Below are 12,610 nucleotides of genomic sequence, written 5' to 3' on the forward strand. Positions count from 1 at the left end.
CGCGGCCATTGTGGCGCCATGATCCACCCGCCCGTTTCCCTGCGCCTGCCCGATCCGGCCGCCACCGCCAGCCTCGCCACCCGTCTGGGCGCGCTTCTGCGCCCCGGCGATTGCCTGCTGCTCGAAGGCTCGATCGGCGCCGGCAAGACCCATTTCGCCCGCGCCCTGATCCAGTCCCTGCTGGAGGTGCCCGAGGACGTGCCTTCGCCCACCTTCACCCTGGTGCAGACCTATGACACCACGGCAGGAGAGATCTGGCATGCCGATCTCTATCGTCTCACCGATCCAGGCGAGGTCGAGGAACTGGGGCTGACCCAGGCGATGGAAGAGGCGATCTGCCTGATCGAATGGCCCGACCGTCTGGGCGATCTGGCGCCGACCGCCTCCTTGTGGTTGAGCTTTGCCACCGACAGCGATAGCGAGAACGCCCGCACCCTCACGCTCGACTGGTCCGGTGGAGATTGGGCGGCGCGGCTGGCGCAACTGGAAGAGATCCGCGATGACTGACCGCGCAACCCTGGCCACCACCTTTCTGAACGGCACCGCCTGGGCCGGCGCCCTGCGCGCGCCGCTGGCGGGCGATGCCTCGAACCGCCGCTATGAACGGCTGCGCCATCCCGGCACCGGCAAGTCCGCGGTGCTGATGGACGCCCCGCCCGAGAAGGGCGAGGATGTGCGCCCCTTTGTCACCGTCTGCCGCTATCTGCGCGACCTCGGGCTCAGCGCACCGGAGATCCACGCGGAAAATGCGGAACACGGCTTCCTGCTGTTGGAGGATCTGGGCGACGATCTGTTCGCCCGGGTGCTGAAGACCGACCCGAAGCTGGAAAAGCGGCTCTATCAAGGGGCAACCGACGTTCTGGTGGCGCTGCACGCGGCCGAGCCGCTGCCGCTGGCCCACTATGGCCCCCAGCTTATGGCCGACCTTGCCGGGCTCGCCTTCAGCAAATACCGCAAGGGCATCCTTGGCGATGAGGGTAGCGAGGAACTGGCGCGTTTCCGCCCCCGGTTCGAGGATATCCTGGCCGCGACCACCGGCGGCCGCCGCGTGGTCTGCCTGCGCGACTATCACGCCGAAAACCTGCTGTGGCTGCCCGACCGCGACGGGCTGGCCCAGGTCGGCCTGCTGGATTTCCAGGACGCCATGCTGGGGCATCCGGCCTATGATCTGGTGTCGATGCTGCAGGACATCCGGCGCGATGTTCCGGCGGGGATCGAGATTTCGATGCTTCAGCATTACATCGACGCCACCGGCACCGACGATCACGCCTTTCGCACCGCCTATGCGGTGCTGGGCGCCCAGCGGAACCTGCGCATCCTCGGGGTCTTCGCCCGGCTCGCCACCGATTACGGCAAGCCGCATTACGTCGATCTGATCCCGGCGGTCTGGGCCCATCTGAAACGCGATCTGGAACATCCCGCGCTCGCCCCGGTGGCGGATCTGCTGCTTCAGGCCCTGCCGGCGCCGACGCCCGAAGCGCTGCAAAAGCTGAAATCCGCATGATCCGCAGCCGCAGACCCAGCAGCCCGCAGGCCGCGCTTCTGTTCGCCGCCGGCTTCGGCACCCGAATGGGGGCGCTGACCCAGGATCGCCCGAAGCCGCTGGTCGAGGTCGCTGGCCGGCCGCTGATCGACCACGCGCTGGCGCTGGTCCGGCCCCTGGGGCTGGGCACTGTGGTGGCGAACCTGCACTACAAGGCCGAGATGCTTGAGGCGCATTTGGCGCCCCTTGGCGTCAAGACCTCGATCGAGCGCCCCGATATTCTGGACACCGGCGGCGGGCTGCGGCAGGCGCTGCCGCTGTTGGGGCCGGGGGCGGTGTTTACCCTGAACAGCGATGCGATCTGGGCCGGGCCGAACCCGCTGGAAATGCTCCGCGCCGCCTGGGATGCCAGCCGCATGGATGCGCTGCTGATCGGCATCGCCCCGGATCGCGCGCTTGGCCACAAGGGGGCAGGGGATTTCACCTGCGACACCGAGGGGCGGGTCACCTCGCGCGGCCCCGGGCTGATCTATGGCGGCGCGCAGATCATCTCCCCCAGGCTGCTGGATCAGGTGACGGAACCGGTATTTTCCCTGAACAGGGTCTGGGATCTGATGCAAGCTGAGGGGCGGCTTTTCGTACTGGAATATCCCGGGTGGTGGTGCGACGTCGGCCATCCCGACGGGATCGCGCTGGCCGAGACCCTGCTGGCGGATGCCCATGTTTGACCCGGGCGACACCCCGCGTGTCTTTGCCCTGCCCTGCGGGGTGGATTTCCCCCGCGCGCTGATCAACGGGCTGCTGCAACGGATGGCAGGCCAGCTGCCCGAGGCGCTGGCGCGGGTCGAACTTGTGGTGAATACCCGCCGCATGGCCCGGCGCATCCGCGATATCTTCGACGCCGGGCCGCCCCTCCTGCTGCCGCGCCTCTCGCTGCTGACCGATCTGGGCGCGCGCGGCGGGCTCGACGCACTGCCCGCCGCGGTGCCGCCGCTGCGTCGGCGGTTGGAGCTGACGCAACTGATCTCGGCGCTTCTGGACCGGCAGCCCGATCTCGCGGCGCGCGCCTCGCTCTACGACCTGGCGGACAGTCTTGCGGGGTTGATCGACGAGATGCAGGGCGAGGGTGTCTCGCCCGAGGATATCCGCAATCTCGACGTCAGCGACCTGTCGGGCCACTGGGCCCGGGCGCAGACCTTCATCGGCATCGCCGACAATCTGATCGGCTCGGAAGGCGAGGCGCTGGACCCGCAGGCGCGACAACGCCGGGTGGTCGAGGATTTGATCGCCCGCTGGCAGATCGACCCGCCGCGCCATCCGGTGATCCTGGCCGGCTCCACCGGGTCGCGCGGCACCACCTTGATGCTGATGCAGGCGATCGCCCGGCTGCCGCAGGGGGCGCTGGTGCTGCCCGGCTTTGATTTCGACCAGCCCGCGGCGGTGTGGAAGACGCTGGAAAAGGCGCTGACGGCGGAAGATCACCCGCAATACCGGTTCCGCAAGATTCTGGACGGGCTGGAGATGACGCCGGATCAGGTCATCCGCTGGACCGGAGAGGAGCCACGGGCGCCGGCGCGCAACCGGCTGCTGTCGCTGGCGCTGCGCCCGGCGCCGGTGACCGACGCCTGGATGGCCGAGGGGCCGGGGTTGACCGATCTGGATCTGGCCACCGCCGATCTGACGCTCGTCGAGGCCGCGAGCCCGCGGGACGAGGCGCTCGCCATCGCGCTGAGGCTGCGGCAGGCGGCGGAGACCGGCCAATCCGCCGCGCTGATCACCCCCGACCGGATGCTGACCCGACAGGTTACCGCCGCGCTGCAACGCTGGAACATCACGCCCGACGACAGCGCTGGCCAGCCGCTGCACCTGTCGCCGCCGGGCCGCTTCCTGCGCCATGTGGCCGAGCTGTTCACCCAGCGGCTGACCGGCGAAACCCTGCTGACGCTGCTGAAGCACCCGCTGACCCATTCCGGCATCGACCGCGGCGATCATCTGCGGTTCACCCGAGACCTGGAGCTGGATCTGCGCAAAGAAGGTCCGGCCTTTCCCGATGCCATGAGCCTGTCGCGGTTCGCCGCGCGTCACGACCCCGAGGGGCTGGCCACCTGGCTGGGCTGGCTGACGGCAGGTTTCTGCGACCGGCAGCGCCCGGGTGAGCGGCCGCTCGCCGATTGGATCGCCGATCTGCGCGCGCTGGCCGAGGCGATTGCCGCCGGCCCGACCGAGGGCAGCGGCGGGCTTTGGCAGAAGAACGCCGGCATCAAGGCGCTCGCCGTGCTGGACGCGCTGGAGCGGGAGGCGGAATTTGGCGGCGCGATGGCGGCGCGCGATTTCGCCGATCTGCTGACCGCGCTGTTGCAAGGCGAAGAGGTGCGCGACCGTGACGCGGCCTTTGGCGGCATCATGATCTGGGGCACGCTCGAGGCCCGGGTGATGGGCGCCGATTTGCTGATCCTCGGCGGGCTGAACGAAGGCAGCTGGCCGGAACCCGCGCGCCCCGATCCCTGGCTGAACCGGCAGATGCGCGATCGCGCCGGGTTGTTGCTGCCGGAACGGCGGATCGGTCTTTCGGCGCATGACTTCCAGCAGGCAATCGCCGCGCCCGAGGTCTGGCTGACCCGCTCGCAACGGTCGGACGATGCCGAAACCGTGCCCTCGCGCTGGCTGAACCGGCTGGCGAACCTGCTGGCCGGGCTGCCCGATCAGGGCGGGCGGCAGGCGCTCGACGACATGCGGGCGCGGGGCCGCGTCTGGCTCGGCTGGGCCCGCACGCTCGAGGCGGTGACGCCAGTCGCCCCGGCGCCGCGGCCCTCGCCACGTCCGCCAGTGGCGTCCCGCCCCGACCGGCTGAACGTGACCGAGATCAAGCGGCTGATCCGCGATCCCTATGCCGTCTATGCCCGCCGGGTGCTGCGGCTATCACCGCTCGACCCGCTGGTGCAGGAACCCGACGCGCTGCTGCGCGGCACCGTACTGCACGAGGTCTTCGAGAAATTCGTGCGCGACGATCTGGGGTCAGGCGCCCCCCTGAGCCGCGAGGCGTTGATGGCCCGCGCCGCCGAGGTGCTGGAAGACCACGTGCCCTGGCCCACCGCCCGGGCGCTCTGGCTCTCGCGCCTCGGGCGGATTGCCGAGGCTTTCCTTGCCGCCGAGGCGGTTCGGCAAGAGGCGGCGATCTCCAGCGCCTTCGAGCAAGGCTCGAAAATGACGATCGCGCCGCCGGGCGTCACCCTGGTGGGGCGCGCCGACCGGATCGACATGGACGCGCGCGGGGCGTTGACGCTTTACGATTACAAGACCGGCACGCCGCCCACCCGCGACCAGCAGGCCAAGTTCGACAAGCAGTTGCTGATCGAGGCCGCGATGGCAGAGGAGGTGGGCTTTGGCACTCTGGCGCCGGCGCATGTGAACGGCGCGGTCTTCATCGGCATCGGCGCCAGCTACAAGGAGGTGCCGGCGCCCTTGGACGAGGAACCGCCGGCCCAGGTTCTGGAAGAGCTGCGCAAGCTGCTGATCGCCTATCACCAGCCCGATCAAGGCTATACCTCGCGTCGAATGCTGTTCAAGGACAGCGATCAGGGCGATTACGACCACCTCGCGCGGTTCGGCGAATGGGACCGCGCGACCGAGCCTGAACCGGAGGATCTGGCATGAGCGCGCGGGACGAGGCCAGCGAACGCCAGGTGCAGGCGGCGCGGCCCGATGCCTCCACCTGGCTGGCGGCGAATGCGGGATCGGGCAAGACCCGGGTGCTGACAGACCGGGTGGCGCGGCTGCTGCTGGCGGATGTCGAACCGCAGCATATCCTCTGCCTCACCTATACCAAGGCGGCGGCGAGCGAGATGCAGAACCGGCTGTTCAAACGGCTGGGCGAATGGGCGATGCTGGGGGACGAGGGGCTGCGCGCGCAGCTCGTCTCTCTCGGCACCGAGGGGACGGTGCCGGCCGATCGCCTGGCCCATGCGCGCACCCTCTTCGCCCGCGCGATCGAGACGCCGGGCGGGCTGAAGATCCAGACCATCCATTCGTTCTGCGCCTCGCTGCTTCGACGGTTCCCGCTGGAGGCCGGGGTAAGCCCGCAGTTCACCGAGATGGAGGATCGCGCCGCGAGCCTCTTGCGCGCCGAGATCGTCGAGGATTTCGCCGATGGGCCTGAGGCGGGGCTGATCGCCGATCTGGCGGATCATCTGACCGATACCGATTTCGACAAGCTGACCGCCGCGATCACCGCAAAACGCGCCGCCTTTGCCGAACCGTTGCAGCGGAATGGCCTGCTGGCGCTGTTCGATCTGCCAACGGGATATGACGCCGCCGCGCTGGAGGCTGAGGTGTTCCTGGGCGGTGAGGCGGAACTGATCCGCGATCTCTGCGCGGTGTTGGCGGGCGGCAAGGCGACCGACCAGAAGAATGGCGCCGCGCTTTCCGCCCTTGGCGATCCCGGCCTGGCGATCCTGCCGGAGCTGGAGCGCGTCTTTCTGACCGGCGCTTCGGCGAAAGAGCCGTTTGTCGCCAAGTTAGGGTCTTTTCCCACCAAGGATCTGCAAAATAACCACCCCGATCTGATGGACCGTCTCGAACCGCTGATGCTGCGGGTCGAGGCGGCGCGGCCGCGTCGTCTGGGGCTGGAGGCAGCGCGGAAATCGCAGGCGCTCCATGCCTTCGCCGCGCGCTTCCTGCCGGAATACGACCGGCGCAAACAGCTGCGTGGCTGGCTCGACTTCGACGATCTGATCCTGAAGACCCGGCAGTTGCTGAACGACCCCGGGGTCGCGGCCTGGGTGCTTTATCGTCTGGACGGCGGCATCGACCATATCCTGGTGGACGAGGCGCAGGACACCAGCCCGGAGCAATGGGAGGTGATCGAGAAGCTGGCGCAGGAGTTCACCTCGGGCCAGGGCGCGCGGGCGGATGTGGAACGCACGATCTTCGTCGTCGGCGACAAGAAACAGTCGATCTATTCCTTTCAGGGGGCGGATCCGGATGCCTTCGACCGGATGCAGGCGGAATTCGCCGCCCGGCTGGACGGGCGCGGCACCGGGTTGCAGGATCTGACGCTGGAATTCTCCTTCCGATCGTCCCAGGCCATCCTGCAGCTTGTCGATCTGGTGTTCGAAGGCCGCGCAGAGGCGGGCTTTCCCAAGGACTCGCTGCACCGTGCATTCAAGGCGGATCTGCCCGGGCGGGTCGATCTCTGGCCGCTGGTCGAGAAGGTCGAGGACGACGACGACCGCGACTGGACCGATCCGGTCGACCGCCCCGGCACGCGGCACCATACGGTGGTGCTGGCGGATCGCATCGCACATGAGATCAAGGCGATGATCGACCGCGGCGAGACGGTGCCCATAGACGGCCCAACGCCCGGAAGCTTGCGCCGCCGACCGGTGCGGGCGGGGGATTTCCTGATCCTGGTGCAGCGCCGGTCCGAGCTGTTTGCCGAGATCATCCGCGCCTGCAAGGCCGCCGGCCTGCCCATCGCCGGCGCCGACCGGCTGAAGGTGGGGGCGGAACTGGCGGTCAAGGATCTGGCGGCGCTGTTGCGGTTTCTGGCAACGCCCGAGGATGATCTGTCGCTGGCGACCGTGCTGAAATCACCGCTATTGGGCTGGGGCGAACAGCAGTTGTTCGACCTGGCCCACCGGCGCACGCGCCCCTATCTGTGGCAGGCCTTGCGCGACCGGGCGGCTGAGTTTCCCGAGACCCTGGCCTTTCTGAACGATCTGCGCGACCAGACCGATTTCCTGCGGCCCTATGACCTGATCGAACGCATCCTGACCCGGCACGACGGCCGCCGCCGCCTGCTGGCGCGGCTGGGGGCCGAGGCCGAGGACGGGATCAACGCGCTCCTCTCCCAGGCGCTGGCCTATGAACGCAGCGCGATTCCCAGCCTGACCGGCTTCCTGACCTGGATGGAAACCGATGATCTGGAAATCAAGCGCCAGATGGGCAGCGCCGGCAATATGATCCGGGTGATGACGGTGCATGGCTCCAAGGGGCTGGAGGCGCCAATCGTCATCCTGCCCGACACCGGCAAGCGCCGCGCGCCGCAACCCGACGAGGTGATGATGGCCGGGCAGACGCCGCTGTGGCGCACTGCCGCGGACCGGATGCCGCCGGTGTTGACGGCCGCCCGCGACGCGGCGCAGGCGCGGCAGATGAACGAAAGACTGCGGCTTCTCTATGTGGCTCTGACCCGGGCGGAAAAGTGGCTGATCGTGGCGGCGGCAGGCGATTTGGACAAGGCCGGCGACAGTTGGTACCAGATGACCGAGGCCGCGCTGATCCGGGCCGGCGCGGTCGAGACGGCGCTGCCGGGCGGGCAGGGCCTGCGCTATCAGCATGGCGATTGGGAGGCGGTAGAGCTGGAGACCGCACCGCCAGCGACCGAGACTTCGCCGCCGCCGCCCGACTTCCTGAAGAGCCCGGCAATCCCACGCCCCGAGCCACTGGGCAGCCTCAGCCCCTCGGATCTCGGCGGGGCGAAGGCGCTGCCGGGCGATGAAGGGTTGGATGAGGAGGCCGCCAAGGCGCGCGGCACCGCGCTGCACCTGCTGCTGGAACATCTGCCCGACCTGCCGCGCGATCGCTGGCAACAGGCGGCGGAGACCCTGCTGCCCGATCTGGCAGACCCCGAGCGCAACGATATCCTGGCCGAGGCCGCAGCCGTGCTGAGCACCCCGGAACTCGCGCCGATCTTCACCGCTGAGGCATTGACCGAGGTGCCGGTATCCGCGCCGCTCGGCCCCCGGCGGCTCCATGGGGTGATCGACCGGCTGATCGTCGCCCCCGATCACGTTCTCGTTGTCGATTTCAAATCGAACGCCACCGTGCCCACGCATAGCGCCGACTGTCCCGAGGCGCTGCTCAGGCAGATGGGGGCCTATGCCGTGGCGCTGGAACAGGTTTTTCCCGGCAAACGGATCGACACCGCGATCCTATGGACCCGCAGCGCCACGCTGATGCCGCTGCCGCGTGATCTTGTCGCCGCCGCCCTGGCGCGGGCGGGCCGCCTTGACGAGATCCCGTCCGACTCCTAACTTCTCGCCAAGCTCACCCCATCCAGGAGACAGACCATGTCCACCGTTCACGTCACCGACGCCACTTTCGATCAGGAAGTGAAACAATCCGATGTCCCCGTCGTGGTGGATTTCTGGGCCGCCTGGTGTGGCCCCTGCCGTCAGATCGCCCCGGCGCTGGAAGAGCTGTCGGAGGAATACAACGGCAAGATCAAGATCGCCAAGATCGACGTCGACGAAAACCCGAACCTCGCAGCCTCGCTTGGCGTACGCGGCATTCCGGCGCTGTTCATCTTCAAGGATGGCCAGGTGATTTCCAACCGCGCTGGCGCGGCGCCCAAAGCCTCGCTGCAAAGCTGGATCGACGAGTCGATCTGAGCCGGCCAGACCCCGGGATCAAATGTCAAAGGGGTGCCGAAAGGCACCCCTTTTCATTGCAGAACGGGCCGTTCCGCCGTTCGGGGATGAAAGCCTCAGCTCTCGATATCCGCGATCATGTCGACCCGCGTGGCATGCCGGCCGCCTTCGAATTCGGAATTCAGGAAGGCGTCGACGATATCCAGCGCCAGACCCTCGCCCACCACGCGGGCGCCAAGCGACAGCATGTTGGCGTCATTGTGCTGGCGGATCATCCGGGCCGAGAAGCTGTCGGAACAGACGCCGCAGCGGATGCCCTTGACCTTGTTCGCCGCCATCATGATGCCCTGGCCGGTGCCGCAAAGAATGATGCCCAACCCGCAGTCGCCCGAGGCGACGCGCTGCGCCGCCGCTTCGCCGTGCTTGGGATAATGCGTGCTTTCCGGCGTCGTCGGGCCGATGTCGACCACCTCCCACCCCTGGTTGGCGATATGCGTCGCGATCGCCCGGCGGAGGTCAATGGCGGCGTGATCACTGGAGAGAACGATGCGCTTGTTGGTGGTCATGGAGGTCGTCCCGTTTCCCGAGGCAGATGGATGACCGGGTTTGGCCGATTGTCGATCCCGCTGTCAAGCGATCCGCCGGGGCAGATCCGAGACGAATGGCGGGAAAATCCCCCAAACCGACCCGACTTAGACACCTTTCTCGCTGGCGGGGCAGGGGGATCAGACCGGCCAGCCGGCCGCCTGCAACCGCGCCGCGATCTTCTCCCTGGCCTCGGGCCGGCCGGCGTTGATCGACATCCGCTGCCAGAACCAGTGCAGATAGGCGGCATAGTCGGGGGAATGCGCCGGCGCGGCGGCCAGTGCCGGTGCCGCCCCCATCCGCCCGGCATCGAGCGCGATATGGGGAAAGTCCGAGCGGGCGAACAGAACCGCCGGTTTGCCGAAGACGTAGCCGTTGAAGGCGGCGGAGGAATTCTCCGTCACCACATAATCGCAGCCCTGCAGCAGGGTCTCCATCCCGCCCAGGCGGATCTCAAGCCGGGGGTGATCGCGGACCAGGTGATCCAGCGCGCGCCGCTCGGCCTCGGAATAGACCTCCTTCGGGTGCAGCGCCGCAATCACCGGGCGGGGCTCATGCGCCAGAACCGCGCGCAGCATGTCGAGCGGCGCGCAGCTTTGGAACGAGCGATGCTCCAGCAGCCGGCCCTGCAGCGGAACATAGACGAAACCGTTGCGCCGGGCCTGATCGGGCAGCGCGCCGAACAGCCGCTTGCGCCAGAACCGATAGAACCGGCGCGCCTCGGGCTGCGGCACCGTCCCGGGATCGAAGGCGGTGCGGGCGACCTCCCAGTCCCAGCGCCGGGCGGTGCGTTCGATCGCCCAGAACGGGTAATGATAGGCCCGGCGAATGGTCAGGGCGCGGTCATGCGTCGGCTCCGCCATGTGGAAGATCGCATAGCCGTCGCGCGTGGCCGAGGCGGCGCGCTCGGCCTCGCTATCCGGGCGATAGGCGATGGTGAAACCGGCCTCGCGCGCGACCTCGGCGATCAGCGCCAGGAAATTGTGCTGGCCGGCCTCGGCGCTCTGCCGCAACCCGTCGTCGAGATAGAATGTCAGTTGCCGCTTGCCGCCCATGGCCGGCAAGCTAGGGTGCGGCGCGCAGGACCACAAGCCGCCAAAGGGGCCGCCCTTGTGCCAGGGCGGCGTGCCGTCCATATAGACCGCAACGATCAGGAGGCGCAGATGAGCGAAGAGAGCTTTCCCGGCTGGCACGGCACAACAATCATCGGGGTCCGCAAGGGCGGCCAGGTGGTGGTCGCGGGCGACGGCCAGGTGTCGCTGGGCAATACGGTGATCAAGGGCACTGCCCGCAAGGTCCGCCGCCTGCGCCCCGGCGGGCACGAGGTGGTGGCAGGCTTTGCCGGATCGACGGCCGATGCCTTCACCCTGCTGGAACGGCTGGAAACCAAGCTTGAAGCCGCGCATGGCCAGTTGCAGCGCGCGGCGGTCGAGCTGGCCAAGGACTGGCGCACCGACAAATACCTGCAAAAGCTTGAGGCGATGCTGATCGTCACCGACGGGCGGGAGCTCTATGTCATCACCGGCGCCGGCGACGTGCTGGAGCCCGAACATGACGTGACTGCGATCGGATCTGGCGGCAACTATGCGCTCGCCGCAGCCCGAGCGCTGATGGACAGCGATCTGTCAGCCGAACAGATCGCCCGCAAGGCGATGGCGATCGCCGCCGATATCTGCGTCTTCACCAATGGCAATGTGATCGTGGAGACGATTAGCGGGTAAGAAACTTCGAAGTTTCTTACCCAAAATTCTTCGAAGAATTTTGGGCCCTGACCCAGAGGCCAAGGCCGAGAGGACCGAGATGACCAACCTGACCCCCCGCGAAATCGTGTCCGAGCTGGACCGTTTCATCATCGGCCAAAAGGACGCCAAGCGCGCCGTGGCCGTGGCGCTGCGCAACCGCTGGCGTCGCAAGCAGTTGCCCGAGGATCTGAGGGAGGAGGTCTATCCGAAGAACATCCTGATGATCGGCCCCACCGGTGTCGGCAAGACCGAGATCAGCCGCCGGCTGGCGAAACTGGCCCGGGCGCCCTTCATCAAGGTCGAGGCGACCAAGTTCACCGAAGTCGGCTATGTCGGCCGCGACGTGGAACAGATCGTGCGCGATCTGGTCGACAGCGCCATCATCCAGACCCGCACCTGGATGCGCGACGAGGTCAGGACCCGCGCTCAGCAGGCGGCCGAGGACCGGGTGATCGACGTTCTTGCCGGCGAGAATGCGCGCGAGGGCACCCGGGAGATGTTCCGCAAGAAGCTGAAGACCGGAGAGCTTGATAACACCGAGATCGAACTCGAGGTCGCCGATACCTCGAACCCGATGCCGATGTTCGACATTCCCGGCCAACCCGGCGGCCAGATGGGCATGCTCAATCTTGGTGATATCTTCGGCAAGGCCTTCGGTGGCCGCACCAGCCGCAAGAAGATGACCGTCGCCGACAGTTATGACGTGCTGATCGGCGAAGAGGCCGACAAGCTCTTGGATGACGAGGCGGTGACCCGCACCGCGCTGGAAGCGGTGGAGGAAAACGGCATCGTCTTTCTCGACGAGATCGACAAGGTCTGCGCCCGCGCCGATACCCGCGGCGGCGATGTTTCACGTGAAGGGGTTCAGCGCGACCTGCTGCCGCTGATCGAGGGCACAACGGTCAGCACCAAGCACGGGCCGGTCAAGACCGACCATATCCTGTTCATCGCCTCGGGCGCATTCCATATCGCCAAGCCCTCGGATTTGCTGCCCGAACTGCAGGGCCGGCTGCCGATCCGGGTCGAGCTGCAGGCGCTGACCGAAGGGGATTTCGTCCGCATCCTGACCGAAACCGACAATGCGCTGACCCGGCAATATACCGCGCTGATGGGCACCGAAGAGGTCACCGTCAGTTTCACCGAGGATGGCATTCACGCGCTCGCCCGCATCGCGGCCGAGGTGAACCAATCGGTCGAGAATATCGGCGCGCGGCGGCTCTATACCGTGATGGAACGGGTGTTCGAGGAGCTTTCCTTCACCGCGCCGGACAGATCCGGCGACACCGTGACGGTGGATGCCGATTTCGTCGAAAAGAACCTGGGGGAATTGGCGAGATCCGCCGATCTCAGCCGCTACGTGCTCTAGACGCTGTCCGCTCTGCCGCTATCCTCTTAACCGGTGGCGGAATGCGGCGTGCAGAGGATAAAGG

General features: G+C 67.4%; 10 protein-coding genes. 8 read left to right on the forward strand and 2 right to left on the reverse strand.

The window, feature by feature from the left end:
• The first annotated feature begins 18 nt into the window (after nucleotides 1-18).
• The 6 genes from tsaE to trxA are packed head-to-tail and all read left to right on the forward strand — an operon-like array spanning nucleotide 19 to nucleotide 8,874.
• Nucleotides 19-507: a tRNA (adenosine(37)-N6)-threonylcarbamoyltransferase complex ATPase subunit type 1 TsaE gene (tsaE, locus tag ACN0V4_RS16210; protein WP_417677960.1), complete on the forward strand. Its 489-nt coding sequence runs from the start codon at nucleotides 19-21 to the stop codon at nucleotides 505-507.
• Nucleotides 500-1,504: an aminoglycoside phosphotransferase family protein gene (locus ACN0V4_RS16215; RefSeq protein ID WP_417677962.1), complete on the forward strand. Its 1,005-nt coding sequence runs from the start codon at nucleotides 500-502 to the stop codon at nucleotides 1,502-1,504. Before tsaE ends, ACN0V4_RS16215 begins: the two co-directional genes overlap by 8 nt.
• Complete coding sequence (locus ACN0V4_RS16220) at nucleotides 1,501-2,211, forward strand: nucleotidyltransferase family protein (protein WP_417677964.1); 711 nt, start codon at nucleotides 1,501-1,503, stop codon at nucleotides 2,209-2,211. Before ACN0V4_RS16215 ends, ACN0V4_RS16220 begins: the two co-directional genes overlap by 4 nt.
• Nucleotides 2,204-5,137, forward strand: a complete 2,934-nt coding sequence (gene addB, locus ACN0V4_RS16225) for a double-strand break repair protein AddB (RefSeq protein ID WP_417677966.1) — start codon at nucleotides 2,204-2,206, stop codon at nucleotides 5,135-5,137. The genes ACN0V4_RS16220 and addB overlap by 8 nt, the downstream gene beginning before the upstream one ends.
• Nucleotides 5,134-8,517 carry a double-strand break repair helicase AddA gene (gene addA / locus ACN0V4_RS16230; protein ID WP_417677968.1) on the forward strand — a complete coding sequence of 1,128 codons (3,384 nt, stop codon included), beginning with the start codon at nucleotides 5,134-5,136 and terminating at the stop codon, nucleotides 8,515-8,517. The genes addB and addA overlap by 4 nt, the downstream gene beginning before the upstream one ends.
• Before the next feature lie 36 nt (nucleotides 8,518-8,553).
• On the forward strand, nucleotides 8,554-8,874 hold the full coding sequence (gene trxA, locus ACN0V4_RS16235) for a thioredoxin (protein WP_417677970.1): 321 nt from the start codon (nucleotides 8,554-8,556) through the stop codon (nucleotides 8,872-8,874).
• A gap of 95 nt (nucleotides 8,875-8,969) precedes the next feature.
• Here the strand turns inward: trxA and rpiB are convergent, their stop codons facing one another.
• On the reverse strand, nucleotides 8,970-9,419 hold the full coding sequence (gene rpiB, locus ACN0V4_RS16240) for a ribose 5-phosphate isomerase B (RefSeq protein ID WP_417677972.1): 450 nt from the start codon (nucleotides 9,417-9,419) through the stop codon (nucleotides 8,970-8,972).
• A 159-nt stretch (nucleotides 9,420-9,578) separates the two neighbouring features.
• Complete coding sequence (locus ACN0V4_RS16245; protein WP_417677974.1) at nucleotides 9,579-10,631, reverse strand: hypothetical protein; 1,053 nt, start codon at nucleotides 10,629-10,631, stop codon at nucleotides 9,579-9,581.
• Here ACN0V4_RS16245 and hslV point away from each other — a divergent pair.
• A complete protein-coding gene (hslV, locus tag ACN0V4_RS16250; RefSeq protein WP_417677976.1) occupies nucleotides 10,602-11,159 on the forward strand; it encodes an ATP-dependent protease subunit HslV in 558 nt (185 codons plus the stop codon). The two genes, ACN0V4_RS16245 and hslV, sit on opposite strands and share 30 nt — an antisense overlap.
• A 79-nt stretch (nucleotides 11,160-11,238) precedes the next feature.
• Nucleotides 11,239-12,546 (forward strand): ATP-dependent protease ATPase subunit HslU, encoded by a 1,308-nt coding sequence (gene hslU, locus ACN0V4_RS16255; RefSeq protein ID WP_417677978.1) that lies wholly within the window; start codon nucleotides 11,239-11,241, stop codon nucleotides 12,544-12,546.
• Nucleotides 12,547-12,610: the final 64 nt, after the last annotated feature.

The sequence above is a fragment of the Pseudodonghicola sp. genome, assembly GCF_048268305.1.
Lineage (GTDB): Bacteria > Pseudomonadota > Alphaproteobacteria > Rhodobacterales > Rhodobacteraceae > Pseudodonghicola.

Coding starts and splice junctions, on each gene's coding strand:
- ACN0V4_RS16215 (WP_417677962.1), top strand. CDS start 500: ATGACTGACCGCGCAACCCTGGCCACCACCTTTCTGAACGGCACCGCC.
- tsaE (WP_417677960.1), top strand. CDS start 19: ATGATCCACCCGCCCGTTTCCCTGCGCCTGCCCGATCCGGCCGCCACC.
- hslU (WP_417677978.1), top strand. CDS start 11,239: ATGACCAACCTGACCCCCCGCGAAATCGTGTCCGAGCTGGACCGTTTC.
- addB (WP_417677966.1), top strand. CDS start 2,204: ATGTTTGACCCGGGCGACACCCCGCGTGTCTTTGCCCTGCCCTGCGGG.
- ACN0V4_RS16220 (WP_417677964.1), top strand. CDS start 1,501: ATGATCCGCAGCCGCAGACCCAGCAGCCCGCAGGCCGCGCTTCTGTTC.
- trxA (WP_417677970.1), top strand. CDS start 8,554: ATGTCCACCGTTCACGTCACCGACGCCACTTTCGATCAGGAAGTGAAA.
- rpiB (WP_417677972.1), bottom strand. CDS start 9,419: ATGACCACCAACAAGCGCATCGTTCTCTCCAGTGATCACGCCGCCATT.
- addA (WP_417677968.1), top strand. CDS start 5,134: ATGAGCGCGCGGGACGAGGCCAGCGAACGCCAGGTGCAGGCGGCGCGG.
- hslV (WP_417677976.1), top strand. CDS start 10,602: ATGAGCGAAGAGAGCTTTCCCGGCTGGCACGGCACAACAATCATCGGG.